The organism is Shewanella indica, from assembly GCF_033842865.1.
GTDB classification, from domain to species: domain Bacteria; phylum Pseudomonadota; class Gammaproteobacteria; order Enterobacterales; family Shewanellaceae; genus Shewanella; species Shewanella indica.
This window is the reverse complement of record NZ_JAWXXR010000001.1, coordinates 2988537-3013460: the sequence shown is the minus strand read 5'-3', so window position 1 is coordinate 3013460 and position 24924 is coordinate 2988537. Positions and strand designations below refer to the sequence as shown.

Here is a 24924-nt window from a genome sequence, read left to right as displayed (position 1 = left end):
GTGAAGAGCACATAAAAGACTTGTCTGCACCTTCCCAGCAGGAGAACTGAATTATGATTTATGTACGTCATGCCGATGAGCGCGGCCGGGCCGACTTCGGCTGGCTCAGGAGCCAACACAGTTTTTCATTCGGCAACTATTACGATCCAAGGTTTATGGGGGTCTCGGCCCTGAGGGTCATCAATGATGACAGAGTCGCACCAAGCGCCGGTTTTGATACCCACGGCCACAAGGATATGGAGATCATCAGCTATGTGATTTCCGGCACCATAGCCCATAAAGACAGCTTTGGTCATGTGAAAACCCTGCCGGCCGGTGAGTTCCAACTTATGTCTGCCGGCACGGGGATCTATCACAGTGAATACAATGCCTCGGCAACTGAACCTCTGCATTTCCTGCAGATCTGGATCCAACCGAGTAGCCAGGGTGGCACCCCGGGTTATCAGCAAAAAGCCTTTGCCCAGAGTTCGGCCCTGACCCCGGTCGTCACTCCCGATGGCCGCGATGGCACCCTGTCCATCAAACAGGACGCCAGCGTCTACCGCCTGGAGCTAACCGCTGCCGAGCAGACGAGCTTCAAGCTGGCAAAGGGGCGCAACTTCTATGCTCAAGTGGTGGAAGGAGAGCTGCAACTGGCAGGTGAACCCCTGCAAAGTGGCGATGGCATTCACATCAACGAACTTGAGGAGTTTGTCATCAAGGCCGGCAACAAGCGTACTGTCGCCCTGGTGTTTGATTTGCCGTAACCAGCAGCGTTTTTGGCGTTTGTCCAAGGCCGCCCCTGGAACTTCATTTGGGTGATTTTCCAGGGCAGCTTAGGTTATAACTGCAGCAGCATACTGAAATTGGTCAACACTTCCCCGTGACGTTGATGCTGATTGCGCTTCAAGGTTGTAAAGCCCTGCTTGCCGAAAAACGCTTTGGCATAGAAAGAAGCTTCAACCCTCAAACACTGCACCCCGGAATCGACGGCGTATCTCAATAGCTGCCGGTAGAGCTCGGCGGCAATCCCCCGGCGCTGGGCATTGGGGTGAGAAAAAAGGCAGTCTATCTCGGCTTCACCCGGCGCATTCAAAGGCTTTAAGTTAATAAATCCAAGCAAATTGCGACCATCTTCGGCAACCCAGAGCGCCGTCCCCTGCAAACGATTTCGCCACTCATCTTCGCTGCGCTTTGCCGGCGACCAGGCCTGGCATTGCGCCTGACTGTAATGCTCAGTGCTGGCGTTTACCACCAGATGAAACAGCTCGGCGATGGCCGCGCAGTCCTCAGGGCGACCTTGGCGAACAATAAAGCCATGCTCGATTTGAGTGGCAGTTGGTGAGTTCATGAAGACTTAACTCTTTCGTGCACCAAAGGCGCCAGTATCAGCTTCATAAAATAGCTGCCGAACATTTGGCCGGATTTTTCCTGATAGCTTTTGTGACGCAAACGAAACCCTGCACGCTCAAACACAGGTTTGGACAGCGCCGAAGCATCTGTTGTCAGGTGATGATAGCCTTGGGTGAGTGCCCACTTCTTGGTGGCTTCAAGCAAGGATGAGGCAACCCCCTGACGCTGGCTATCGGGCGCCACATAAAGGCAAGCGATGTAACCTCGCTCACGGAAGGTGGTCTCCAGCAACACAAAGCCCACACATAGAGGACTTTGCTCACTGCCCTTGAGCATCACCCAGGCCTGAGCCCGTTTGAGCCTTAGCTGCCAGTATCGCCCCGAGCGCGGCGCCGCCGACCAAGCCAGACGCTGAGCCGCATTATAGCGGGCATCATCTATGGCAGTAACGGCACTGTGGTACAGATTGGCTATCTGCTCCCCCAAGTGCCTGTGACGAGAATGAGAGTAAACCTCTACCCGCAACATGAGAATTGGTACCAACACAGTTGAATTGCAGGCATTTTGCCCGACATTTGTGCTCAGGCAAAGCCCTTAAGCACAAATAAAAAAAGCCGCGAACAGAGTCGCGACTTTAACAGAGAGTGGATGAAATCACTTCTTATCGATTTCACCAACAAACATCAGCTTGTCAAAAGTACGGTTGAGGGTCTTGCTGGTGAAGTTGTTCATCCACATCTGCTCGGTCACCTGCACCTTATCACCCTTGGCCACAGCTACCTGAGGACCAGCCGCCCAAAAGGTTTTATCGGCTTCTTTAATCTGCACATAGGTATAACCGCCACTATTCATGGTGTCGACCACTGTGCCTTCATGTACCGCACCTTGTGCCCAGGCTGAAGATATACCCAGAGCCAAAGCCGCGGTCGCCAAGATCTTTGCCAATTTTGCCATTGTCTGTTGCTTCCTGTTGTCGTTGGAAATACTGCGCCATTAAAACATGTGTTATTTCATAAATCGCTAATAGGGTTCACACTTTTGATAGCTTCACGTACGTAGCAATGGCCGCAGCATAGACTCAAGACCATTGAGCTTCACCTCATAGATAAGCGCCAATTGCTGCCCAAGCTTGCCCTCGGGGAACCCCTTGGAGTGAAACCACACCAGATAAGGCTCGGGAAGCTCCAATAACTTGCGTCCGGCGTACTTGCCAAAGGGCATGGTCTGATTGATCGCTTCCAATAACTGCTGTTCCGGCTGCATCTTCTCTCCGTTTCAGGCTAAAGTTGCCAGTATACTCCGGAAAAGTAAACTTGAGTGGAAAGCCTGCCAAGCCGCGCGGCTCAGCGCCAACTTTTGTCTGAGGTCAATTCAGCGACGTATAAGTGACCCACGACATGAATAACTGTCGAATTGATAACTCAACTAGCCTACCTGGGTAAACCGCAGCGTTAGCCTGGCCTTCAACAAAGAAAGGCAAGCTTTCGATTCAACCTACGCTTTTCAGCCAAAGATTTCCCGGCACACTATGGCCGCCAGGCTTGAACCCCAGGCGCTGCGCCAAGACTTCATCTCCCGGAAGCACCTCCAGCATCAGTTGCCATTTAGGCGAGCCCAGAAGCGATAATCGCTCAATGACAGTCTCCAACAAAAAGCTGCCGAGTCCAAGATGGCGAAATTCGGGCAACACCAGAAAATCCTGTAGCAGATAGTGTCCCGGCTCCCGACAAGATCCAGCTGCAGAGCCGCTTCGCACCAAAGCCAGCGCCACCAGTTGCCCACCTTGCTGATTTTCCCTGATACATAAGGACAACAATGGTTTGGCAGGCAAATAACTGTCATCCAGTCCATGCACAGGCAGTCCAGCCCTATCTCTAAGCAACAAGAGTTCATGGATTGCCAGACAACACTCCTCAACTTCAAAGCGACTGGTCTGGTTAAGTACGTGGCCCATAAATGCCTCCTTGCATAAATGCAGATGGTCGGAACGTCCAGAGAAAAGTCTGGCTAGCATCCCAACATGGCAGAGTTCTGTGGCAAGGAAATGACAGTTGCTACGCTCACCAAGCGGCATAGAGTAATAAAAGACCACTCCCTTCTCGGCCCATAGACACCCAAGCGTTTGATTAACAGCCCAATCGACAAAGATCACATTTATTTATATTTTTTAAATCTAAAAAAATACTTTTAATTCCTATATACAGTATTGGCGGTGTCATAAAAGAGACTCTGGCGGTTCGGATCCGGGCACAGTTCAGTTTTAACAAATAAATGACGCGGCAACATTTTTTTAACGACATAATTTTATTGATAATTTCTCCGGCCACCTTACTCATGGATAACACCGCCATTATTACGACAACCCAAGAGGGTAACGCCAAAAACATGACGCCAAAAAAAACAGTAAAAACCAATAAAAATCATCAAGTTGACCAAAAACAATTTAACTTTTACATTTGTTTTACCGTTCACTGTCCATCTCCGTCAGCGAAAGCCTTTGGGAGCGCAAACAAGCAACGACACGGTAAACATTAAGTAGGGAACATTTCCGAACCAAGGAAAGTTGTAAGCCATCAGGGAAAGAACAAATAACTTAAGAACAAACTTTCAGAGGGCAAGACAATGATCATACTCGTTGGCGGTGAAAAGGGGGGCAGCGGCAAAAGCTGCCTGGCACAAAACATTGCCGTTTTTCTCACGGTAGAGTGTGGCGCATCGGTGATCATGGTGGATTGCGACCCTCAGCGAACCACCTCTGATTGGATCCAGGCCCGCAACAACGACAGCAAACTCGCCGGGATTAACTGTGTGCAACTCTATGGCAAAATCCGCAACGATCTACTGAGCCTGGAGCAACACTACGACTACGTGATAGTCGATTGCGGCGGCCAGGACAACTTGGCGCTACGTGCCACCATGTCAGTAGCCTCCCATGTACTTATGCCCCTTAGACCCAAGCGCCGCGATCTTAAAACCGTCAGCCATATGGATGATATAGTCGCCACCTGCATGATGATAAACCCCAAGATGCGCGCCTCTTTTGTTATCACCCAGTGCCCTAACCTGCCCAACCAGGCCAGCCGTATTCTCGAGGCCAAGGAAGTCTGTAAAACCTACGATATCAATGTGCTGGACGCCATTACCTACAGCCGCAACATCTATGATGACAGCGAAGAGTCCGGCCGCTCGGTAATTGAATTCGAGCCCAAGGGCAAGGCCGCCACCGAGATCCGTGCCATCGCCTGCGAAATGCTGCAGGCACAGAATGCCACTGAGATCCGCAGCCGCCTGATGACCAACCAACTCAACAGCATGAGGACTCAGTATGGGACTGGCCGATCTGAAGAAAAACGTTACGCCATCTGAGGTTGATGCCCGCAGACATATGATGGCCATGCAATCCCTGGATGAGTTTATCGACGGCGCCATCTATTACGCCATGGGACAAACACAACAAGCGGCGGTAACTATGCCGGTTGAGCAACTGTGTTCCAATACAGCTTCCACCAATCAGGAAGCCACCCAGCAAAAGCTGATACCCAAACGTCGCCACGAACCTTTTCGCAAGGCGACTTTTACCCTGAGTGAAGCGGCCATCAGCCACCTGGCCGAAATGGCCAGCGACTGTGATATTGCCAAGTCACGCCTGATACGTTTGCTTATCAAGCATCATCACAGCCTGGCGCCACAAGAGCGCCGCGAGCTGGAACAGAAGTTTATGCCGGACTAACTCTTTCCCTTGAACTGCGTGGACTGTTTGACACTCCCACCCTTTGCTGACAGCCGATAACAGGTTTCAACCTCTTTGCTGTCAGCTTTTTTTTGCTTATTTTTCATGCGCCGAGCTTGAGTTATTCCCACTGAGCCCCCACAGATCTGATTAGACGCTTTAGCCATGGAGCCGGATCATGCTGGCCATTCTGATAACCCTCGCCGCCGGCGCCAGCGCCATAGGTTGGATCCTCAGCCAATCCTGGCGGGATCGCAGACGCAGAGACAAGATACGCGCCAAGCCTTTCCCCAAGGAATGGCGCACTATCCTGAAAAAACGTATGCCCTATTTCCGTTCCCTGCCCAGTGACTTGCAACTGCAGCTCAAGAAACACATTCAGGTATTTCTGGCGGAAAAGCAGTTTGTCGGTTGCGACGGGTTGGAGATAGATGATGAAATCCGCGTAACCATAGCCGCACAGGCCTGTCTCTTGTTGCTCAATCGTCAAACCGACTATTACCCTAACCTGAGACAAATTCTGGTGTACCCATCGGCCTTTATTGTTCGCCAGCAGCAGCGGGATGCCAATGGCTTGGAATGGCACAGTCAAAGGTTATTGGCGGGAGAATCCTGGGGTCAGGGGAAAGTCGTCCTTTCCTGGCAAAATACCCTGGATGACGCTGCCGATCCGGCAGACGGCAGGAATGTCGTGATCCATGAGTTTGCCCATCAACTGGATCAGGAAGCAGGCGATGCCAATGGCGCTCCCAGACTCGGTGAGTTCAACGCCTACCCTGTGTGGTCGCAGGTTTTGGGGCAGGAGTTTGCCAAACTGCAGGCTCAGGCCGCCCGTGGTGAGCCCAGCCTATTCAGTTACTACGGCGCCACCAATCCGGCCGAGTTCTTTGCTGTCATAAGCGAGGTATTCTTCGAGCAACCGCAGCAGATGAAAGCCGATTATCCGCAACTCTACCAGGAACTGAGCCGCTTCTATCGTCTCGATCCCTTGAATTGGCACTAGGTCATCCTTGCAACAGTACAATTGCACACTTCCCCCCTCCTTTGGCTCACATCTTGTGCCCAATTGGGTTAAGCTGGGTTCGATAATAAAAAATTATAATAGGGAACATTATGTTGCACCTTAAACCTTTGTTGCTGACCACAGCGCTGCTAGCGATTTACGGCCATTCAGCCTTGGCAAATAACCCACAAGCCGGCAATCAAACCGGCCAAGAGCAAAGCGGCCAGCTCGATGACAGCCAAACTCAGGCCGCTTTGGTATTGGATAAACTGCACCAAAGTGCTGCCAATGCTGACTGGGACAGTTACTTTAGCCTTTTCAGCCCGGACGCGGGATTTATCGGCACAGATGCCAGTGAATACTGGAATATGGTTGAATTTGAGCAGTATGCCCGTGCCACCCAGGGCTGGACTTACCAAAGCTCCTCACGCCGCCTGGTGCAGCACGGCGAGGTGATAGTGTTCGATGAACTGCTGGACAGCCAGTCCTATGGACTTGGACGGGGCACAGGCACGCTTGTTAAAACCGAACAAGGCTGGCAAATACTGCAGTACAGCCTGAGTTTTCCCATTCCCAACGCCCTGGCGCCCAGAATTACTGATCAGATAAAGCTGTATCGAAAAAAGCAGAAATCAGTGCCTGAAGGCAACTGAAAAACAGATATTGGCCAGCTGCACGAAGTGACTAAAGCTGTCAAAATCTTCAGGATGAATATCCCGGCCTGAACTGGCTCTGTCAGCGTAATAGACGCCTATCACCTTATTATCCACCTGTAATGGTGCCAGCAAAAAACCACTGGCGGGGACTTTTCTCGCCAGCTGTTCACCCAGTACAGCTTTATCGGCTCCCTCGCCCTGCCAGATCAGACGCTGATTTTCGATGCAATCCTTCAGCAAGGTGCCGCGACCTTCCAGCTCGAGAATAAAGTCGTTTTTCATCTCCTCGGCGCCGTCCCCAAGCGCGATTCTCGGTTGCAACATGCGCCTGCTCGGTGACAGCAAGAGCACGGCGCAGCGGTCGAGACCAATGCCCTCGAGTATTCCCTCCAATGCCGTGGTCACTACCTTATTGAAATCAGTCTTCTCAACAGCAAAGCCGGTCAGCTCTCTAAGTTTTTTCAGCTGAAACGCAAGATTTTCCTCGCGCACCACAACCTCAGCCAACCTCTCCTGAGGCAGCAGCAGATCTGTGTCCGGCAGATACTCGATAAGTACTTTGGCACCATAGGCTTCGGCCAACTTGGCGGTAGCGTTGGAACAGCGAAGGACCCGACCCCGAAACTCATCTGTATCCAGCTTTAGCATATCGGCGGCTTGTTTAAGGCGCCGCTCCAGCTCCTCGGGTTTGAGTGAGGCGCCGGCCAGCGCTTCGCTGAGTTTATTGGCCAGAAAAATACTGCGAATTTCCGGCGTGCGTTCATCGGGATTACTGAGCGACTTGCACAAGAGTTCACCCAGGCCCCAACTGCGGGCCAACCCCTGGCTGAGCTGATTGAATGAAGTCCCGAGCGCTTCGCGCACCAGATTGAGCCTACTTACGGCATCACTCTCGGCGCTGAGGGCTGAATCCAGTTCCTCGGCCAGTTCGGCTCCCGTGCTCCAAAAGGCACTCTCACCCAGGTGATAGAGCAGCGCGGCGATAAACACCTCTTCCTGCAACTCCTCATCGTAACCGTCAAGCATCATCTTGGCCAACATGGCGGCCTGAAACGCCTGAGCCATCAACTTCAGCAACCTTTGGTAAACCGAGGGTGTCAGATTTTTGCTTTCCAGCAAACTGGAGAGGAGTTTGGCGGTAATGCAGATATTGCGGATGGTGTCGAACCCCAGCACCACAGCAGCGCGGCTGACCGTAGTAACAGGGCTTATCCCCTTGTTATAGATGGCGCTGTTGGCCACCCGCAAAATACGGGAAGTGAGCGCATTGTCGTGCATTATGCTGCGCCCCAGAATCGCCATGGAGGACACATCGTCCTTGGCGAGTTTTTCCAATGTCCTTATTGTTGAGCAAAGTGCGGGCATTTCCTGATCACTGATCCTGCGGGTCCAGTAATCCACCCCCTTGTTGGCTGATTTCAAATACGACTCAACTCTTTCAGGTATTGGCCCAGTGGTGGGCTTGAGAATGGAACTCTTGTTATGAATAAAGCACAAACTTCAAAGAAATAACACAATTACAACAAAAAAAGGCGACTCAATGAGTCGCCAAAACACAAGCAACAAGGCTCAAATGACTGGGAAGTCACAAATTACCCCCGAAAATGGCGTAGGTTCATTTCCGGGGAAGTGGCGCCCGAGGACGCCAACACAGGGGATTAAAACTGCTCTTCTTCGGTCGAACCGCTCAGAGCCGTGACAGAGGACTGGCCGCCCTGGATAACATTGGTCACCTGATCAAAGTAACCTGTACCCACTTCCTGCTGGTGCGCCACAAAAGTGTATCCCTTCTGCGCGGCAGCGAATTCGGCTTCCTGAACCTTCTCAACATAGTGCTTCATGCCTTCGCCACGGGCATAGTCGTAGGCGAGATCGAACATGTTGTACCACATGTTGTGAATACCGGCCAAAGTGATGAACTGGTACTTGTAGCCCATGTTGGCAAGCTCCTGCTGGAACTTGGCAATGGTGGCGTCATCCAGGTTCTTCTTCCAGTTGAACGAAGGTGAACAGTTATAGGCCAACAGCTGATCCGGATACTGGGCATGGATGGCTTCAGCAAAGCGGCGCGCCTCTTCCAGATCCGGCTTGGCGGTTTCACACCAGATAAGGTCGGCATAAGGTGCGTAGGCAAGCCCGCGGGAAATGGCTTGATCCAAACCTGCCTTCACCCGGTAGAAACCTTCCTGGGTACGCTCTCCGGTGATGAAGTCGCGATCATAGGGGTCGCAATCTGAGGTCAGCAGATCAGCGGCGTTGGCATCGGTACGGGCAATCACCAGAGTATCCACTCCGGATACATCGGCTGCCAGACGGGCCGCCACCAGCTTCTGTACCGCTTCCTGAGTCGGCACCAAAACCTTGCCGCCCATGTGACCACATTTTTTCACTGAGGCCAGCTGATCTTCGAAGTGCACCCCGGCAGCGCCGGCGTCTATCATGGACTTCATCAACTCATAGGCGTTCAGCACGCCACCGAATCCGGCTTCCGCATCGGCCACAATCGGCAGGAAGTAATCGACATAACCCTCATCTTCCGGGTTTTTGCCTTGGCTCCACTGGATCTGATCGGCGCGGCGGAAGGAGTTATTTATTCGCCCCACTACGGCAGGCACGGAGTTGGCCGGATAGAGTGACTGATCCGGATACATGGTGCCCGCCAGGTTGGCATCGGCCGCCACCTGCCAGCCTGAAAGGTAGATGGCCTCGATACCGGCCTTGGCCTGCTGCACCGCCTGACCGCCGGTCAAAGCGCCGAGAGAGTTGACATAGCCCTTCTTGGCGCCACCGTTAACCAGCTCCCACAACTTGGCTGCGCCGCGCTTGGCGATGGTGTTTTCAGGAACCACTGAACCGCGCAATGCCACAACCTCTTCGGCGGTAAATGGACGGCGAACGCCCTGCCAACGTGGATTTTCAGCCCAATCCTTTTTCAAAGCTTCTATCTGCGCCTGACGTGAATTCTGTGTTGCCTTGGTCATTTTAACTCTCCTTCGTAGGGTAATTTGGCAGCCCCCAGCCCCCGCGGGCAACTGCCGTAAATGGTTATTGGGTTACTGGGTAAGCAGCTCGTAGCCCGGCAAGGTCAGGAAGGTCACCAGCTCATCGGCGGTGGTGATCTCTTCCAATAAACTTGCCGCCCGCTTGAATTGACCGTTATCAAAACGCTCGCTGCCGAGCTCTTCACGCACATTGGCCAACTCTTCTTTCAACATGGCGCTGAACAGTGCCTTGGTCACCGGCTTGCCGTTGGAAAGCTTTTGTCCGTGCTGGATCCATTGCCAGATAGAGGCGCGGCTGATTTCTGCTGTGGCTGCATCTTCCATCAAGCCATAGATGGGCACACAACCATTACCGCCAATCCAGGCTTCTATGTACTGCAATGCAATACGGATATTAAGCCGCATCCCCTCTTCGGTGCGCTCACCATCACAGGGTTTGAGCAGCTCGGCCGCCAGGATGGGTGCGTCCACGTCGCGGGTGATATGCAGCTGGTTGGCGTGCTCTTCACCTATATATTCGTTGAAAATTCCCATGGCCGTATCAGCCAGGCCAGGGTGCGCCACCCAGGTGCCGTCATGGCCGTTTCGGGCCTCAAGCTCTTTGTCCTTGCGAACCCGCTCCAGTACCTGGGCATTGGTTTGCGGATCCTTGGCGGGAATAAAGGCCGCCATGCCGCCCATCGCCAGCGCGCCACGCTTGTGACAGGTCTTGATCAGCAGACGTGAATAAGCGCTGAGGAACGGTTTATCCATGGTCACTTGCTGGCGGTCCGGCAAAATACGATCCGGATGCTTCTTCAAGGTTTTGATATAGCTGAAAATGTAATCCCACCGGCCACAGTTGAGCGCCACTATGTTGGAGCGCAGTTCATAGAGGATCTCCTCCATCTCGAACACGGCCGGCAGGGTTTCAATCAGGCAGGTGCACTTGATGGTGCCACTCTGCAGGCAGAAGCGCTCTTCGGCGAAGGCAAACACTTTGGCCCACCAGCGTGCCTCAAGATGGCTTTCCAGCTTGGGAATATAGAAGTAAGGTCCACTGCCCTTGGCTAGCAGTTGGCGATAGTTATGGTAGAAGTACAAAGCAAAATCGAATAAGCAGCCGGGAATGGGCTTACCGTTGAATTCGACATGCGCTTCCGGCAGGTGCAGCCCCCGCACCCGGGCAATCAATACCGCAGGGTTGGCCTGCAATTGATAATGTTTGCCGGTTTCCGGCGCGGTAAAATCAATTTCACCGCGGACGGCGTCACGCAGGTTGATTTGGCCCTCGACCACTTTCTGCCAGCTGGGTGCCAGCGAATCTTCGAAGTCGGCCATAAAGACTTTTACATTGGCGTTGAGCGCATTGATGATCATCTTGCGATCCACAGGCCCGGTGATCTCGACCCGTCTATCTTTAAGATCCGCCGGTATACCGCGAATTTGCCAATCACCATCTCGAATGGCTCGGGTTTGCGGTAAAAAGTCCGGTAACTCACCACCGTCTATCCGCAGCTGACGTTGCTCACGCTTTTCCAGCAAACTGGTCACTTCCGGAGCAAACTCCCGACACAGAGCCTCGAGGAAGTTGAGCGCACCTTCAGTAAAAAGGCTTTGCTGTTGTGGTATTTCGGCCCCCTTTATACTGAGCCCTTGCTGTGCGACTGTCTCTGCTATCATCTTGCTGTCTCCCTGGGAGGCAGAATAAAGCCTGCCAAACCCTGCAAATGTTCGTTTCGTACTAAAACCTATCGATAAACATTTGTGTTTGCAACAGTCAAAACGTCGAAAAAACCGGCAAAACCTAGGCTTCAACTTGACTTAAAATTGGTATGACCAAGCAAAAAATGGAACACCAAGATATTGTTTTACAAGAAAAAATTAAAACAACAAAAAGACTTAACCTGCAGATTACAGAAAAATGTCAGACAACTTTACCACATTGGCAACAAAGTAATTTGTTACGTAATTAAATAACCAAATGAAATTTATAGTTTCCACAAAATATCATTAAAACTTAGGTCTAATCCGTTAATATCCGTTTCGAACTCTCGTCAGGGTCAACTTTAAATAACCAACAAAAACAAATAGCTAACAAAAACGCAACCACAACCAAAATCAAACGATCGTTTTAATCTTACCTTTACGTAAAGGTTAAAATTAAATGTGATCAAGATCCGTTTTTCACGACTTGCGTATAGTGATCAACACAGGCAGGTACTTTGGTCAGTCTCAATAAAAAAACGATTTTTTTTAAATTTTTTTCAAAAACTTGCCTCTTTAGGCTCTCGAAAGCGGATCCATGTGGCCTAGTCAAAAAACACCCAGTCAACCGATACAGTTTGAAACTTTTGTTGCAACACAAATAAAAACCATTATCATTCGCACCCTACTTTCGAGGGGATGATCTCAAATGCAGCAATCCGCAATATCTCTGGCGGTGACGGCTTGTCTGTCACTGACCATGGCACAGGCCACACAGGCAAACGAAACAACTCAACCACCACAGGTTTCACAGGATGTAGAACGTATTACCGTTTATGGTAAACAGAACAAAGTGGTAATGAATTCAGGACTGGCGACCAAATCAGACATGTCGCTGATGGAAACCCCGGCTGCCTTGGTGGTGATAGATAAAGAGCTGTTTGCCGCCCAGGGAGCCGACTCGCTGCAGGATCTGGTGCGTAACATCAGTGGTGTTACCCAAGCCGGCAACAACTACGGCATAGGTGATAACCTGGTGATCCGTGGCCTGGACGCCAACTACACTTATGACGGTATGTACGGCGGCGCGGGACTCGGCAACAGTTTTAATCCCACCCGCTCCATGACCAATGTGGAAGCGGTTGAGGTGCTCAAAGGCCCGGCGACCGGGCTTTATGGTATGGGCAGCGCCGGCGGGATCATCAACCTTATTGAAAAGAAACCTCAATTTCAGGACAGCACAGAAGTCAGCGCCGAACTGGGCTCATGGAACAGTTACAGCCTGGGGCTCGACTCTACCGGAGGCTTGAGCGACACCCTGGCCTATCGTCTGGTGGCCAAACATGCCCGTAGCGATGGCTATCGTGATATCGGCAGCGACAGAGATGAAGTCTATGCCTCGTTGAAAATTCTGCCTTCAAACGCTCAAGATTTGGTGCTGTCGGCCGCCTGGATTAAAGACTCTGTGCAGGTAGACTCTGTAGGCCACCCGATACGTATCTACAACGCCGCCTCTACCGGTGGCCTGAGCGGCGCACAAGTCAGCTGGCAAGATTTGATTAACGACCCTAATGGTGCCGGCATTCAACTGACCCAGGCGCAGCGGCAACAACTGGCTGATTCCCTGGTGGCGAGCGACGGTCTCGAACCCTTCGATATAGGCGATACCAGCCTGGCCTCTCCCATCAGCAGGCCCAATGAAGGCGAAGAGTGGCGCTTCAAGTTAAACCACAACATCACCCTTAGCGACAATCTGCAACTTAATCAGCAGTTACAGTATCGAGACTATCAGTCCGGGTTCATCCGCCAAACTGGCGCCTATAACTATGTGTACTGGAAACGTAAGGTCAAATCCGTGGACGTGATCAACGCCGATCCCCGCGCGCCACTGGTGATTGATGATGTCTTGTACCCTTATGCTGCCAGAAGACAGGAATACCGCAAGGTAGATGCCCACGAGAAATCCTGGCAATACTTTGCCGATATGCGCTACAACTTCAGCCTGGCAGGCATAGACAGTGAGCTGTTGCTGAATGCCAACCTGGAAGACAGAGATATCGCTTATAAGAGCTGGGCACTGTACGACAAAGATGGCGGCGGTGAACTGCCTTATATTCTGGATATCCGTAATCCCAACTGGAGCGACAAGGCCTTTGAGGACTACAACCCTGATCTCAAGGACAACTACAACAAACAAGTCCGCGCTTGGGGCCTGGGCATGCAGTATGTGGGTTACCTGAGTGAAACCTTTACTGCCAGGGTGGGTGTGGCGTTCAATGAGATTGAACAGAAGTACAGTCATCTGGGCACGCCAAAGAAAGACCCGACTCCGGAGCAGGACAGCAAAGATCACGGCATGACCTACAACCTGGGTCTGACCTATATGCCGACCGATAACCTGTCATTTTTCATCAACCATGCCAAGGGACGCACGGCTTACAGCGTGCTGGGTGCCGTAACGGGCGCACAGAGTGGCCGCGCAGCAGATAGAAAGGATTCAGAGTCCCTGAGCTATGATCTCGGTATGCGCTTCAAGGGCTTTGACGATCAACTGCTCGGTTCCTTGGTTCTATTCCAGAGTGAACGTACCAATTTGCGTTACAGCAACCCGGAATACAATGACAAACAAGGCGCGCCTGACTACAACATCTCAGTACCCGAGTTCTTCTACGACGGCATGGATAAGACCACAGGTGCCGAGCTGGATCTCAACGCCCACCTCAACGAAGAATGGCTGATAAACCTCAACGGTCTGTACCAGGATGCACGCAACAAAAATGACCCTAACTCCAGCAGTTACAACAGTCGCCAGAAAGGGGTTCCCCAGGTCAGTGCCAGTGCCTGGGTTACATACAGTCATCAGTGGCAGGCGCTGCCAAATCCCTTGTCTGTCAGCTTTGGGGTTCGTTATGTCGACGAGCGCAGCACCAACTCGGCTTCCTTCGGGATCCCGGATGGCAAAGTGCCCGCCTATACAGTTTGGGACTCTGCCATTGCCTACAAGGCTGATGACTGGAGTGTGCAGCTGAACCTCAATAACCTGTTCAACACCCGCTACTATGACAAGGCGATGTTCCTTGGCGGTATGCCTGGGGCCGAACGCAACGCCAAGTTGAGCGTCAGCTACCGCTTCTAAACTGCATTGGGCCAACCCAATGGTCAATGCCATACAATCAATGTCATACGATCAATGCCATACGATCAATGTCATATAGTCTTTTTGGCAAAATCGTTCGACGCCTGCAGAAAAAACCCCAATCCGATGGCCTTTGAGTCATCGGATTTTCTTATGCTTGCGGCAATTCCCTATCCAGCTGTGCCTTGCATCTGAGTGACGGCCTTTTACCGGCTTGAATCTTATTCCATCGCCTTTCTTAACTTGTCCAAGCCACATAATGAGCCAGTATGAAGGCTTCAGTCTGACCCATTTTTACTCTTTGGCCATTTTGCAACCAATTGCAAACCTCCCTCCTTGACCATAAAGCCAAACGCTATAATGAACACCACCGGCAAAAAACATCACAAAATAAACTTTTTCGCTACATTGGCATCAAAAACCTCAATACAGCAGACACTGAAACATCATTAACTTTTGTTTTAAAAGGAAATTAAAAATTGGCATCGGTTTTGCTTTATCGCAACAAAGATCAAGATAAGGACTTTCACATGAAGCGTAACCTCACCTACACCCTGAGCACTGTTTTACTGCTTGGGTCTCTGGCCAGCGGCTGCAGCGAACAACAGCAGGAAGAACAACAACAAGCCTTTGCCATTCCGGTCGAGACCAGCATAGTCACTCAAGGCCAGGTTTCCTCCTTCTACGCCACCACAGCCACACTGGAAGCGCCACAAGAAGCCCATGTGGTCAGCCGTATTGCCGGGCTGATAGAAACTCTGCAAGTCGAGGAAGGTGACAGAGTCAACAAGGGGCAGTTGCTGGCAGTGATAGACTCCCGTCGTCAACGCTATGAGCTGGATAAGGCCGAAGCCGAGGTGCAAATCATCGAGCAGGAGCTCAACCGGCTGAAGAAAATGAATAACCGAGAGTTTGTCAGTGCCGATGCCATGGCCAAACTGGAATTCAACCTGCAAGCGGCCAAGGCGCGTCGGGACTTGGCCAAACTGCAGGTGGAAGAAAGCCAAATCCGCTCTCCCATAGATGGCGTGGTCGCCAAACGTTTTGTCAAACAGGGCAATATGGCCAAGGAGTTTGAAGAGCTGTTCTATCTGGTCAATCAGGATGAGCTCTACGGCATAGTCAATCTGCCGGAGCAGCAACTGAGCAGTTTGCGCATAGGTCAGGAAGCCGAAGTTATCAGTTCCCGCCAGCAGCAAGTAGCGGCCAAGGTACTCAGAATAAGCCCTGTGGTGGAAGCCACCAGCGGCACTTTCAAGGTAACCCTTTCGATCCCCAATCAGGATGCCAGTCTCAAGGCCGGGATGTTTACCCGGGTCGAACTCAGATACGACACCCACGATAATGTGATAGTGGTGCCCTATAACGCCGTCATCAATCAGGATGATCGCAAGGCGCTCTATGTTATCGAAGAGGGCAAGGCGCAGCGCCGCGAGGTCAAACTGGGTTACCGCCAGGATGATAAAGTGGAAATCACCGAGGGCATCAGTCCGGGTGAGCAGGTGGTGGTTCGCGGTCAACACAATCTCAAGGATCAATCATTGGTGGAAGTGATAGCTCCGCTGGATCTGGCCAAGGCCAACTAACTGTCACAAGGACCACCTCTTATGTCTATTATTACCACTTCGGTCAAGCGTCCGGTGACCGTCTGGATGTTTATGCTGGCCGTTATCCTGTTCGGCATGGTGGGTTTCTCCCGTCTGGCGGTAAAGCTGTTGCCTGACTTGAGCTACCCCACACTCACCATACGTACCCTCTACGAGGGCGCGGCACCCGTGGAGGTGGAGCAGCTTATCTCCAAACCTATCGAGGAAGCGGTCGGTATTGTTAAAGGGCTGAGACAGATAAGTTCGATTTCCCGTTCCGGTATGTCCGATGTAGTGCTCGAATTTGAATGGGGCACAGAGATGGATATGGCCAGTCTCGATGTGCGGGAAAAACTCGACACCATAGAGCTGCCGCTGGATGTGAAAAAGCCTTTGTTGCTGCGCTTTAATCCCAATCTCGATCCCATCATGCGACTGGCACTGCCGGCCCCCAAGGCCACAGAAGCCGAGCTCAAGCGCCTGCGGACTTATGCCGAAGAGGAGCTTAAGCGGGATCTCGAGTCACTTTCCGGAGTCGCTGCCGTGCGCCTTTCCGGCGGGCTGGAGCAGGAAGTGCATATTCTGCTCAATCAACAGAAACTGGCGCAGCTGGATCTCAGCAGCGAAGCCATTCGTAACCGTATCAGTGAAGAAAACGTCAACCTTTCTGCCGGTAAGGTGATCCAGGGCGACCGCGAATACCTGGTGCGCACCGTTAACCAGTTCCACTCCCTCGATGAGCTGGCCAATGTGATTGTCTATCAAAAGGGCAATACCCTGGTACGTCTTGGCGAAATAGCAGAGGTGAAGGATGCCTTTAAAGAGCGCAGCGATATTACCCGCATCGGCGGCAAGGAGTCCATTGAGCTCGCCATCTATAAGGAGGGCGATGCCAATACGGTAGCCGTAGCCAATAAGCTTAAGAGCCAGTTACAACAGATGCGCTCCGAGGCCAAAGACAGCGCCACGCCAGTGCCTGAAATAATTTACGATCAGTCGGAGTTTATCGAAAGCGCCGTCAGCGAAGTGACCTCATCAGCCCTTATCGGCAGTTTGCTCGCGATGCTGGTGATCTACCTGTTCCTTCGAGACATCATCCCTACCCTGATCATCTCCATCTCTATCCCTTTTTCTGTGATAGCCACCTTTAACATGATGTATTTTGCCGATATCAGTCTTAACATCATGTCGCTCGGCGGTATCGCGCTGGCGGTGGGGCTGTTGGTGGATAACGCCATCGTGGTGCTGGAAAACATCGACAGGTGCAAGGCTCAGGGGATGGATCGCCGTCAGGCCGCCATCACAGGAACCAAAGAGGTGGCCGGAGCGATTTTTGCCTCTACCCTAACCACGCTGGCGGTATTTGTGCCCTTGGTATTTGTCGACGGCATTGCCGGAGCCCTGTTTGCCGATCAGGCCCTGACCGTTACTTTCGCCCTGCTGGCCTCTTTGCTGGTTGCCCTCACCTCGATTCCTATGCTGGCTTCCCGCGAAGGCTTCACTATGTTGCCGGAACTGGTCAAGCGTGACAAACCGCAGCCTCCGGCGGGTAAGCTTGGCAAACTCAAGCATTACAGCGCCACTGTGTTTACCTTCCCTTTCCTGTTGCTGCTCAGCTATCTGCCAAGATTGCTGCTGACGCTGGTGTTAATCGTCACCCGGCTGCTGGTGTGGCTGGTATCCCTGGTGATGAAGCCGCTGTCCAGACTGTTTAACCTTTGCTACGGCTGGCTGGCCGATGGCTATCGGCCGCTGCTGAACCTGGCGCTCAAGTTCCGTGGCATCACTCTGGCGCTGGCCATTGCGGTCACCGCCATCTCTGGCGTCTTGATGAGCCGCCTGGGAATGGAGCTGATCCCACCGATGAATCAAGGCGAATTCTATGTGGAAATCCTGCTGCCTCCCGGCAGTGAGGTGAGCCAAACCGATGCGGTATTGCAGCGTCTGGCACTGGCTATCAAGGACAGAGAGGACGTGAAACACGCCTACAGCCAGGCCGGCAGCGGTGGTCTCATGACTTCGGATACCCGGCGTGGCGGCGAAAACTGGGGGCGGCTGCAGGTGGTGCTGGCCGATCACCGCGCGTTTGACCAAGTTGCCGCCAAGCTGCGCAGCACGTTGCGCACTATTCCCGAGCTGGAAGCGCAGATCCAATATCCCGAGCTGTTCAGCTTCAAGACTCCGCTGGAGATAGAGTTGTCCGGCTATGAATTGGAACAGTTGAAAACCTCGGCCGCTTCACTGGTTAAGGCGCTGGAGGGCGATCCCCGCTTTGTCGATGTCAGCAGCAGCCTGCGTGACGGTCAGCCGGAGCTGAGTATCCGTTTTGATCACGCCAGAATGGCGGCCCTTGGCTTGGATGCGCCAACCGTGGCCACCAGCATAGCCCAGCGGGTTGGCGGTACCGTAGCCAGCAAATACACTCTGAGAGAGCGCAAGATAGATATTCTGGTGCGCAGCGAGTTGGATGAACGCAATCAGATAAGCGATATCGATGCCATGCTGATCAACCCATCCAGCCCGCAGCCCATCCCCTTGAGCGCCGTGGCCGATGTCTCGTTGACTCTGGGACCTTCGGCAATCAATCGCATCAGCCAGCAGCGGGTAGCCATAGTGTCGGCCAATCTGGCCTATGGCGATCTCAATCAGGCGGTGGCCAGTGCCAAGCGCATTCTCAGCCAACTGACATTACCCGCCTCGGTGCAGAGCCGATTCGGCGGTCAGAATGAAGAGATGGAGCATTCGTTCCAATCGCTGAAGATAGCGCTGATCTTGGCGGTATTCCTGGTTTATCTGGTGATGGCCAGTCAGTTTGAGTCATTGCTGCACCCCTTGCTTATCCTGATGGCTGTACCCATGGCACTGAGCGGCAGTATCTACGGCCTGGCGATAACCGGCACCCAGCTGTCTGTCATCGTCTTTATCGGCCTTATCATGCTGGCCGGGATAGTGGTCAATAACGCCATAGTATTGGTGGACAGGATCAATCAGCTCAGGCAAAGCGGCAAACAACGTCTCGACGCCATCAAGCAAGCGGCAGCATCGCGTTTAAGACCCATACTGATGACCACACTGACCACCAATCTGGGGCTGCTGCCCATGGCAATAGGCTTAGGAGACGGCAGCGAAGTGCGCGCGCCGATGGCGATCACTGTGATTTTCGGCCTCAGCCTGTCGACTCTGCTAACTCTGGTGGTTATTCCTGTGCTCTATGCCCTGTTCGACCGCAAACAGTTCGCCGAGCCGGCCACCATGGGAGAAGGCGCATGAACCTGACCAAACTGGCGCTCAAGCGCCCGGTGACCACCAGCATGTTCTTTGTGGCCATTTTGCTCTTTGGTCTGGCCGCCAGCCGCTTGCTGCCGCTGGAGATGTTCCCCGGGATAGAGATCCCGCGGATCTTTATCCAGGTGCCTTACAAAGGCTCCTCTCCTGCGGAAGTGGAACGCGACATCACCAATGTCCTGGAAGAGTCGCTCGCCACCATGGGTGGACTCGATGAGCTGCGCTCACGTTCCAGCCAGGATGGCAGCGAGATAGAAGTGAGAATGAAGTGGGGGGAAAACGTCGCCGCCCGCAGCCTGGAGGCGCGGGAAAAGGTGGATGCGGTGCGCCATCTGTTGCCAACCGATGTGGAGCGAGTGTTTATCATGCAGTTCTCCACCGCCGACATGCCTATGCTGAATATCAGGATCTCCAGTGAGCGGGAACTCTCCGGCGCCTTCGATCTGCTGGAGAAACAGCTCAAACGGCCACTGGAGCGGGTGGAAGGCGTCTCCAAGGTCACCCTCTATGGCGTGGAGCAAAAACAGATAGAGATACGTCTCGATGCCCAGCGCCTGGCCGCCAGTGGCATGAGTGTTCCCGCCATTCACAAGCGTCTGGCGGCAGAAAACTTTGTGATAAGCGGCGGCAACCTGAGGGATAACGGCCGGGTCTATCAGGTGTCTCCCAAGGGCGAGTTCCGTAATCTCGAAGAGATCAAGGCGCTGGTATTGCTGCCGGGTTTGACCCTGGGCGATATCAGCCAAGTCAATTTCGCCCTGCCTGAAGCCACCGAGGGCCGCCATCTTGATAAGAAATACGCCGTCGGCCTGGATGTGTTCAAGGAATCCGGTGCCAATCTGGTGGAAGTTTCGACCAGGGTGCTTAAAGTGATTGAGGCCGCCAGAGAGGACAAGCAATTTCAGGGGATCAAGCTGTTTATCATGGAAGATCAAGCCCATGGAGTGAAATCGTCGCTCAAGGACTTGTTGATGTCCGGCCTGCTGGGCGCCCTGCTCTCCTTTGCCGTGCTGTATCTGTTCCTGCGCAACCTGCGCATGACCCTGGTGGTGGTTTCCTCCGTGCCCATCTCCATCTGTATGACATTGGCCGGCATGTACTTTCTCGGCTACAGCCTCAATATCCTCTCTATGATGGGGCTGCTGCTGGCAATAGGTATGCTGATTGATAACGCCGTGGTGGTCACAGAGAGTGTGTTGCAGGAGCAGCAACATGGCGCTGCCGGTCACAATACAGATGACAACCCCAACAACACTGGCGATCGGGCAATCCTCAACGGGGTCGACAAGGTGGCGCTGGCGGTGCTGGCCGGCACCCTGACCACGGCGATAGTGTTCCTGCCGAATATTTTCGGGGTCAAAGTGGAGCTGACCATCTTCCTCGAACATGTTGCCATCGCTATCTGCATTTCGCTGGCGGCCTCGCTGTTGGTGGCCAAGACGCTGATCCCCTTGATGCTGTCAAAACTGCAACTCAGGTTTGAGCGGGTCGAGAAAGAATCGCGGCTGCAGAAGTCTTACCACACCAGTCTCAACTGGATACTGCAGCACCCGAAAATCGCTACTTGCCTGGCACTGCTGATGTTGCTGTCAACCGCCCTGCCGCTGTCGTTGGTGAAACAGGACAGTCAGGACAGCCAAAGCAAGGAGCGCTTCTACATCAACTACCAGTTGCAAGGACGTCACAGCCTGGCGGTCACCGAGGCCATGGTCAGCCAGATGGAAGACTACCTCTATGCCCATAAGGATGAGTTCCACATAGATGCCGTCTACAGCTATTACTCTCCCGAGGATGCCTCTTCCACCATACTGCTGAAGCCGGATCTGGAGGAAGATGTCGCCGAGCTGAAAAAGCGGATCCGCGAAGGATTTCCCAAGTTCTCCATTGCCAAGCCTCAGTTTGGCTGGGGCAGCGATGAGTCCGGCGTCAGAGTCACACTGACCGGGCGCTCCACCTCAGAGCTTGTTCGCCTCAGTGAACAGGTGATCCCTTTGCTCTCCAACATAGAGGGCCTGCATGATGTGCGCTCTGAGCTCAACGGCGCCCAGCAGGAGGTGATAGTACAGATAGACAGAGAGCTGGCCGCCCGCCTGGGGCTGAGCATCAAGGATATTGCCGGCAGTATCTCCCTGGCACTTCGGGGCGCAGCACTGCGTTCATTTCGCCACGATCCCAGTGGTGAGCTCAGAATCGAACTGGCCTTTGAACGCGACTGGCGTCAGTCGCTGGAGCGGCTAAAACAATTGCCCATAGTGCGACAGGACAACAAGGTCTATTCGCTGGAGAGTCTGGCCAAGGTGGAAATTGTCCCCAGATTCGATGTCATTCGTCACTATGATCGCCAGACGGCACTTTCCATAGGCGCTAACCTTGAAGATCTCAGCATGGAAGAGGCGCAGAAACAGATCATGGCGGCGCTCAAGCATGTCAACTTCCCCCATGGTTATGACTACTCACTCAGAGGCGGCTTTCAACGTCAGGACGAGGAAGAGTCTGTCATGCTGATCAACATGGTGTTGGCGATTGCCATGATCTATATAGTGATGGCGGCTTTGTTTGAGTCGCTGCTGCTGCCGAGCGCCATCATTACCAGCATACTCTTCTCCATCACAGGGGTATTCTGGGCCCTGTGGCTGAGCGGCACGCCTATGTCCGTGATGGCCATGATAGGCATACTGATCCTGATGGGGATAGTGGTCAACAACGGCATAGTGCTGGTGGATCAAATCAATCAGATGACGCCGCCACTGGAGCAGTTGTCTGAGGTCATCGCCTCTGTCTGTGTCACCCGTTTGCGGCCGGTATTGATGACGGTTGGGACCACAGTGCTGGGCCTGCTTCCGCTGGCGCTGGGAGACACTCAGATAGGCGGCGGTGGCCCGCCATACTCACCTATGGCGATTGCCATCATAGGTGGCTTGAGTTTCTCCACCCTGACCAGTCTCTATTTGGTGCCCCTGTGTTACCAGGCCTTCTTCCGCCTGCGTCATAATGCGGCCATCAGGCTCGGGCAATCGCTCAAACTCAGTCAGCGCCTGCTGCCCTGGACCTGAGCCGAAAAGCGCCGCTGAACAGATAAAAAAGCTGCATTGCAGCTTTTTTATTGCCCGGACATCAATAGCGAACTAGCTTTATCCCAGCACTCAACTATTTGGAGTTCCCATGCCAGGTTTGCTTAAACGCTTTACATCACTCGTGCTGTTTACACTTGTCAGCTTGGCTGCCGCGGCGGAAAACAATTCCTATGCCAAGAATCCCTATGCCGAGGTCAAGATAACCACTCATGAACTGCTGCCAGGTCGCTATATGTTGACCGGCGCCGGCGGCAACATAGGTGTCAGTGCCGGGGAGGATGGACTGCTTATTATAGATGACCAGTTTGCGCCGCTGGCAGAGAAGATTTCTGCGGCACTACAAGGTCTCAAGCCGGGCCATCCGGCTTTTGTCATCAATACCCATTTTCACGGCGATCATACCGGGGGCAATCTGTACTTTGGCCAAAACGCCAACATTCTTGCCCACGAGAATGTGCTCAAGCGCTTGAATGAGAAAGCAACCCATAAGAAGGCGCTACCTGTTATCACCTATGACAAGGGACTGAAAATTCACTTCAACAACCAGGTGTTGGAACTTATTCACCTAGGCCCAGGGCATACGGATGGTGACACCCTGGTGCTGTGGCAGGATCGCAAACTGGTGCATATGGGCGATCTCTTCTTTAAAGACAGGTTTCCTTTTATCGATCTCGACCACGGCGGCTCGGTCATCGGCTACAGAGACAATGTCGCGGCCGTGCTTGAACTCATAGATCAGGATACCCTGGTTATTCCAGGTCATGGGGAACTGGCTAATAAGGCCGATCTCCTGAGGTTCAAACATATGCTGGATGACTGCATCAATTGGATGAAAGAGGGCAAGCAGCGCGGCATGACTCTCGAGCAGATGCAGGCCAAGGAACTGCCCCAAGCATGGCGGGAATGGGGCTGGCAATTCATCCCCAAGGAGCGCTGGGTCAAGACCTTATATTCAGGGGTTTCAGACGACCAAAACCCTGCCCGGTAACTTGAGGCTCTTCCCTGAGCTGACTAGACTTAAAGTCTGATACGCCCAGGGATCTGAACGCTCATGAACCAAGATGTTCCAAGCGATTCTAAAGGGTCCAGAATCAGTCGGCGTAACATATTGGTCCTGGATCCTGTCGATGGCTTGCCTGATATTGCCGCCGAGTTGGCACCCTTTGGCTGGCATTGCTTCAAAGCACAGCGAGCCCATGATGCATTGACCCTACTGGGTCAATACGACATCAGGGTAATTGTTGCCGTCATTGAAACCAGTAGTCACAAATGCCAGGCCAGAGAAATAGCCGAGATCCAAAGAAAACACCCCAAATTGCAATGGTTGGCGGTGACAGATGGCATATTGGACACAAGTTGTAGCTGGCTATTGTCGGCAAACTTTATCGATTACTACCACAAGCCTTTGAGCTGGTGCCGCTTCAATGACTCTCTGGGGCATGCTTGGGGTATGTCACAACTGGCGAGGAACAATCCCACCGTCGCCATTGATGGCGCCCCGCTGACCGCGATTGAAGGCAAGCACCCACTGATCCAAACCTTGCGGCGGGATCTGGAAAAACTGGGACAATCTGACGATACGGTACTTCTCAGCGGTGAAACCGGCTCAGGAAAAGGCCTTTGTGCCAAATGGTTGCATTTTCTGTCCCATCGCCGTCAAGGCCCTTTCGTTACCCTCAACTGCGGCGCCCTGCCCGCAAGTCTGATCCAATCAACGCTGTTTGGCCATGAAAAAGGCGCCTTTACCGGGGCAGACAAGCGCTATATAGGACATTTGGAACAAGCTGATGGTGGCACCCTGTTTCTAGATGAAATCGCCGATCTGCCGCTGGACCTCCAGGTGAATCTGTTGCACTTTCTCGATGACAAACAAATTATGCGGATAGGCGCCTGCCATCCACAGACAGTCAACTGCCGAATGATATTTGCCTCCCATCAGGACCTTGAAAACGCCGTCGATGAAGGTCGATTTCGGGAAGATCTCTATCATCGCCTCAATGTATTGCGGCTACATGTCCCCAGCCTGAGGGAGTACAAAATCGATATCATTCCCATGGCTGAACGTTTTTTGCAAAGCATCCCGGGCAATGCTAGTTCACTGGTATTCAGTAACGAAGCCCTCAATGCCATTCAGAATTACAACTGGCCGGGTAATGTCAGGGAACTGCAAAACCGTATTCGCCGTGCAGCCGTCATGGCCGAAGGCACAGAGATCTCAGCCAAAGCCCTGGGGCTGGATAGAATAAAGGAGCATAACCCTGATATAGACCTGGCCAAACAGAGGGATAACCTGGATGCCGAAGTACTGCTCAAGGCCATTGCCGATAACCGCCACAATATCTCTGCTGCGGCCCGACAACTCAATATTTCCAGAACGACCTTCTATCGCTTGATAAAGAAGTGTCAAATTCAACTCTGATGCTGCCAGGGAGTC

General features: G+C 52.8%; 19 protein-coding genes. 11 read left to right on the top strand and 8 right to left on the bottom strand.

The annotated features are described in order from the left end of the window. Positions 1–53: 53 nt before the first annotated feature. A complete protein-coding gene (locus SIL79_RS13495; protein ID WP_165564853.1) occupies positions 54–746 on the top strand; it encodes a pirin family protein in 693 nt (230 codons plus the stop codon). Positions 747–820: 74 nt separating this feature from the next. On the opposite strand, the gene SIL79_RS13490 is transcribed toward SIL79_RS13495, so the two are convergent. The 5 genes from SIL79_RS13490 to SIL79_RS13470 all read right to left on the bottom strand — a co-directional run bounded on the left by SIL79_RS13490 (position 821) and on the right by SIL79_RS13470 (position 3286). After that, positions 821–1330 carry a GNAT family N-acetyltransferase gene (locus tag SIL79_RS13490; protein WP_101095789.1) on the bottom strand — a complete coding sequence of 170 codons (510 nt, stop codon included), beginning with the start codon at positions 1328–1330 and terminating at the stop codon, positions 821–823. Continuing rightward, positions 1327–1878: a GNAT family N-acetyltransferase gene (locus SIL79_RS13485; protein ID WP_233962487.1), complete on the bottom strand. Its 552-nt coding sequence runs from the start codon at positions 1876–1878 to the stop codon at positions 1327–1329. Before SIL79_RS13485 ends, SIL79_RS13490 begins: the two co-directional genes overlap by 4 nt. A 108-nt stretch (positions 1879–1986) precedes the next feature. Continuing rightward, a complete protein-coding gene (locus SIL79_RS13480) occupies positions 1987–2286 on the bottom strand; it encodes a hypothetical protein (protein ID WP_039035081.1) in 300 nt (99 codons plus the stop codon). Positions 2287–2379: 93 nt separating this feature from the next. Then, positions 2380–2595: a DUF3820 family protein gene (locus SIL79_RS13475; protein WP_101095791.1), complete on the bottom strand. Its 216-nt coding sequence runs from the start codon at positions 2593–2595 to the stop codon at positions 2380–2382. Positions 2596–2821: 226 nt separating this feature from the next. Next, complete coding sequence (locus tag SIL79_RS13470) at positions 2822–3286, bottom strand: GNAT family N-acetyltransferase (protein ID WP_039035082.1); 465 nt, start codon at positions 3284–3286, stop codon at positions 2822–2824. A 668-nt stretch (positions 3287–3954) separates the two neighbouring features. On the opposite strand from SIL79_RS13470, the gene SIL79_RS13465 reads away from it, so the two are divergent. From SIL79_RS13465 to SIL79_RS13450, 4 genes are all read left to right on the top strand, one after another. Further along, positions 3955–4698 (top strand): AAA family ATPase, encoded by a 744-nt coding sequence (locus SIL79_RS13465; RefSeq protein ID WP_039035083.1) that lies wholly within the window; start codon positions 3955–3957, stop codon positions 4696–4698. Beyond that, positions 4658–5062: a hypothetical protein gene (locus SIL79_RS13460; RefSeq protein ID WP_039035084.1), complete on the top strand. Its 405-nt coding sequence runs from the start codon at positions 4658–4660 to the stop codon at positions 5060–5062. The genes SIL79_RS13465 and SIL79_RS13460 overlap by 41 nt, the downstream gene beginning before the upstream one ends. A gap of 178 nt (positions 5063–5240) precedes the next feature. Further along, positions 5241–6065, top strand: a complete 825-nt coding sequence (locus tag SIL79_RS13455; RefSeq protein ID WP_039035085.1) for a M90 family metallopeptidase — start codon at positions 5241–5243, stop codon at positions 6063–6065. Between the two features lie 110 nt (positions 6066–6175). After that, positions 6176–6718 (top strand): nuclear transport factor 2 family protein, encoded by a 543-nt coding sequence (locus SIL79_RS13450; RefSeq protein WP_052248192.1) that lies wholly within the window; start codon positions 6176–6178, stop codon positions 6716–6718. On the opposite strand, the gene SIL79_RS13445 is transcribed toward SIL79_RS13450, so the two are convergent. From SIL79_RS13445 to aceB, 3 genes are all read right to left on the bottom strand, one after another. Beyond that, complete coding sequence (locus SIL79_RS13445) at positions 6698–8086, bottom strand: HDOD domain-containing protein (RefSeq protein WP_319619972.1); 1389 nt, start codon at positions 8084–8086, stop codon at positions 6698–6700. The genes SIL79_RS13450 and SIL79_RS13445 overlap by 21 nt on opposite strands. Before the next feature lie 293 nt (positions 8087–8379). After that, a complete protein-coding gene (aceA, locus tag SIL79_RS13440; RefSeq protein ID WP_039035087.1) occupies positions 8380–9702 on the bottom strand; it encodes an isocitrate lyase in 1323 nt (440 codons plus the stop codon). 72 nt (positions 9703–9774) lie between these two features. After that, a complete protein-coding gene (aceB, locus tag SIL79_RS13435; RefSeq protein WP_162207124.1) occupies positions 9775–11385 on the bottom strand; it encodes a malate synthase A in 1611 nt (536 codons plus the stop codon). A 733-nt stretch (positions 11386–12118) separates the two neighbouring features. Here aceB and SIL79_RS13430 point away from each other — a divergent pair. The 6 genes from SIL79_RS13430 (at position 12119) to SIL79_RS13405 (ending at position 24909) form a co-directional block, all read left to right on the top strand. Beyond that, entirely contained in the window at positions 12119–14545 is a 2427-nt protein-coding gene (locus SIL79_RS13430; RefSeq protein ID WP_039035089.1) for a TonB-dependent receptor, read from the top strand. 530 nt (positions 14546–15075) lie between these two features. After that, entirely contained in the window at positions 15076–16131 is a 1056-nt protein-coding gene (locus SIL79_RS13425; protein WP_039035121.1) for an efflux RND transporter periplasmic adaptor subunit, read from the top strand. A gap of 21 nt (positions 16132–16152) precedes the next feature. Further along, on the top strand, positions 16153–19401 hold the full coding sequence (locus SIL79_RS13420) for an efflux RND transporter permease subunit (RefSeq protein ID WP_162207123.1): 3249 nt from the start codon (positions 16153–16155) through the stop codon (positions 19399–19401). Further along, positions 19398–22469, top strand: a complete 3072-nt coding sequence (locus SIL79_RS13415) for an efflux RND transporter permease subunit (protein ID WP_162207122.1) — start codon at positions 19398–19400, stop codon at positions 22467–22469. Before SIL79_RS13420 ends, SIL79_RS13415 begins: the two co-directional genes overlap by 4 nt. Before the next feature lie 109 nt (positions 22470–22578). Beyond that, entirely contained in the window at positions 22579–23478 is a 900-nt protein-coding gene (locus tag SIL79_RS13410; protein ID WP_162207121.1) for an MBL fold metallo-hydrolase, read from the top strand. 63 nt (positions 23479–23541) lie between these two features. After that, positions 23542–24909, top strand: coding sequence for a sigma-54-dependent transcriptional regulator (locus SIL79_RS13405; protein ID WP_162207120.1), 1368 nt, complete (start codon positions 23542–23544; stop codon positions 24907–24909). The last annotated feature ends 15 nt before the right edge of the window (positions 24910–24924 follow it).

Coding starts and splice junctions, on each gene's coding strand:
- SIL79_RS13455 (WP_039035085.1), top strand. CDS start 5,241: ATGCTGGCCATTCTGATAACCCTCGCCGCCGGCGCCAGCGCCATAGGT.
- SIL79_RS13420 (WP_162207123.1), top strand. CDS start 16,153: ATGTCTATTATTACCACTTCGGTCAAGCGTCCGGTGACCGTCTGGATG.
- SIL79_RS13475 (WP_101095791.1), bottom strand. CDS start 2,595: ATGCAGCCGGAACAGCAGTTATTGGAAGCGATCAATCAGACCATGCCC.
- SIL79_RS13460 (WP_039035084.1), top strand. CDS start 4,658: ATGGGACTGGCCGATCTGAAGAAAAACGTTACGCCATCTGAGGTTGAT.
- SIL79_RS13495 (WP_165564853.1), top strand. CDS start 54: ATGATTTATGTACGTCATGCCGATGAGCGCGGCCGGGCCGACTTCGGC.
- SIL79_RS13405 (WP_162207120.1), top strand. CDS start 23,542: ATGAACCAAGATGTTCCAAGCGATTCTAAAGGGTCCAGAATCAGTCGG.
- SIL79_RS13425 (WP_039035121.1), top strand. CDS start 15,076: ATGAAGCGTAACCTCACCTACACCCTGAGCACTGTTTTACTGCTTGGG.
- SIL79_RS13470 (WP_039035082.1), bottom strand. CDS start 3,286: ATGGGCCACGTACTTAACCAGACCAGTCGCTTTGAAGTTGAGGAGTGT.
- SIL79_RS13465 (WP_039035083.1), top strand. CDS start 3,955: ATGATCATACTCGTTGGCGGTGAAAAGGGGGGCAGCGGCAAAAGCTGC.
- SIL79_RS13480 (WP_039035081.1), bottom strand. CDS start 2,286: ATGGCAAAATTGGCAAAGATCTTGGCGACCGCGGCTTTGGCTCTGGGT.
- aceB (WP_162207124.1), bottom strand. CDS start 11,385: ATGATAGCAGAGACAGTCGCACAGCAAGGGCTCAGTATAAAGGGGGCC.
- aceA (WP_039035087.1), bottom strand. CDS start 9,702: ATGACCAAGGCAACACAGAATTCACGTCAGGCGCAGATAGAAGCTTTG.
- SIL79_RS13410 (WP_162207121.1), top strand. CDS start 22,579: ATGCCAGGTTTGCTTAAACGCTTTACATCACTCGTGCTGTTTACACTT.
- SIL79_RS13430 (WP_039035089.1), top strand. CDS start 12,119: ATGCAGCAATCCGCAATATCTCTGGCGGTGACGGCTTGTCTGTCACTG.
- SIL79_RS13445 (WP_319619972.1), bottom strand. CDS start 8,086: ATGCCCGCACTTTGCTCAACAATAAGGACATTGGAAAAACTCGCCAAG.
- SIL79_RS13450 (WP_052248192.1), top strand. CDS start 6,176: ATGTTGCACCTTAAACCTTTGTTGCTGACCACAGCGCTGCTAGCGATT.
- SIL79_RS13415 (WP_162207122.1), top strand. CDS start 19,398: ATGAACCTGACCAAACTGGCGCTCAAGCGCCCGGTGACCACCAGCATG.
- SIL79_RS13490 (WP_101095789.1), bottom strand. CDS start 1,330: ATGAACTCACCAACTGCCACTCAAATCGAGCATGGCTTTATTGTTCGC.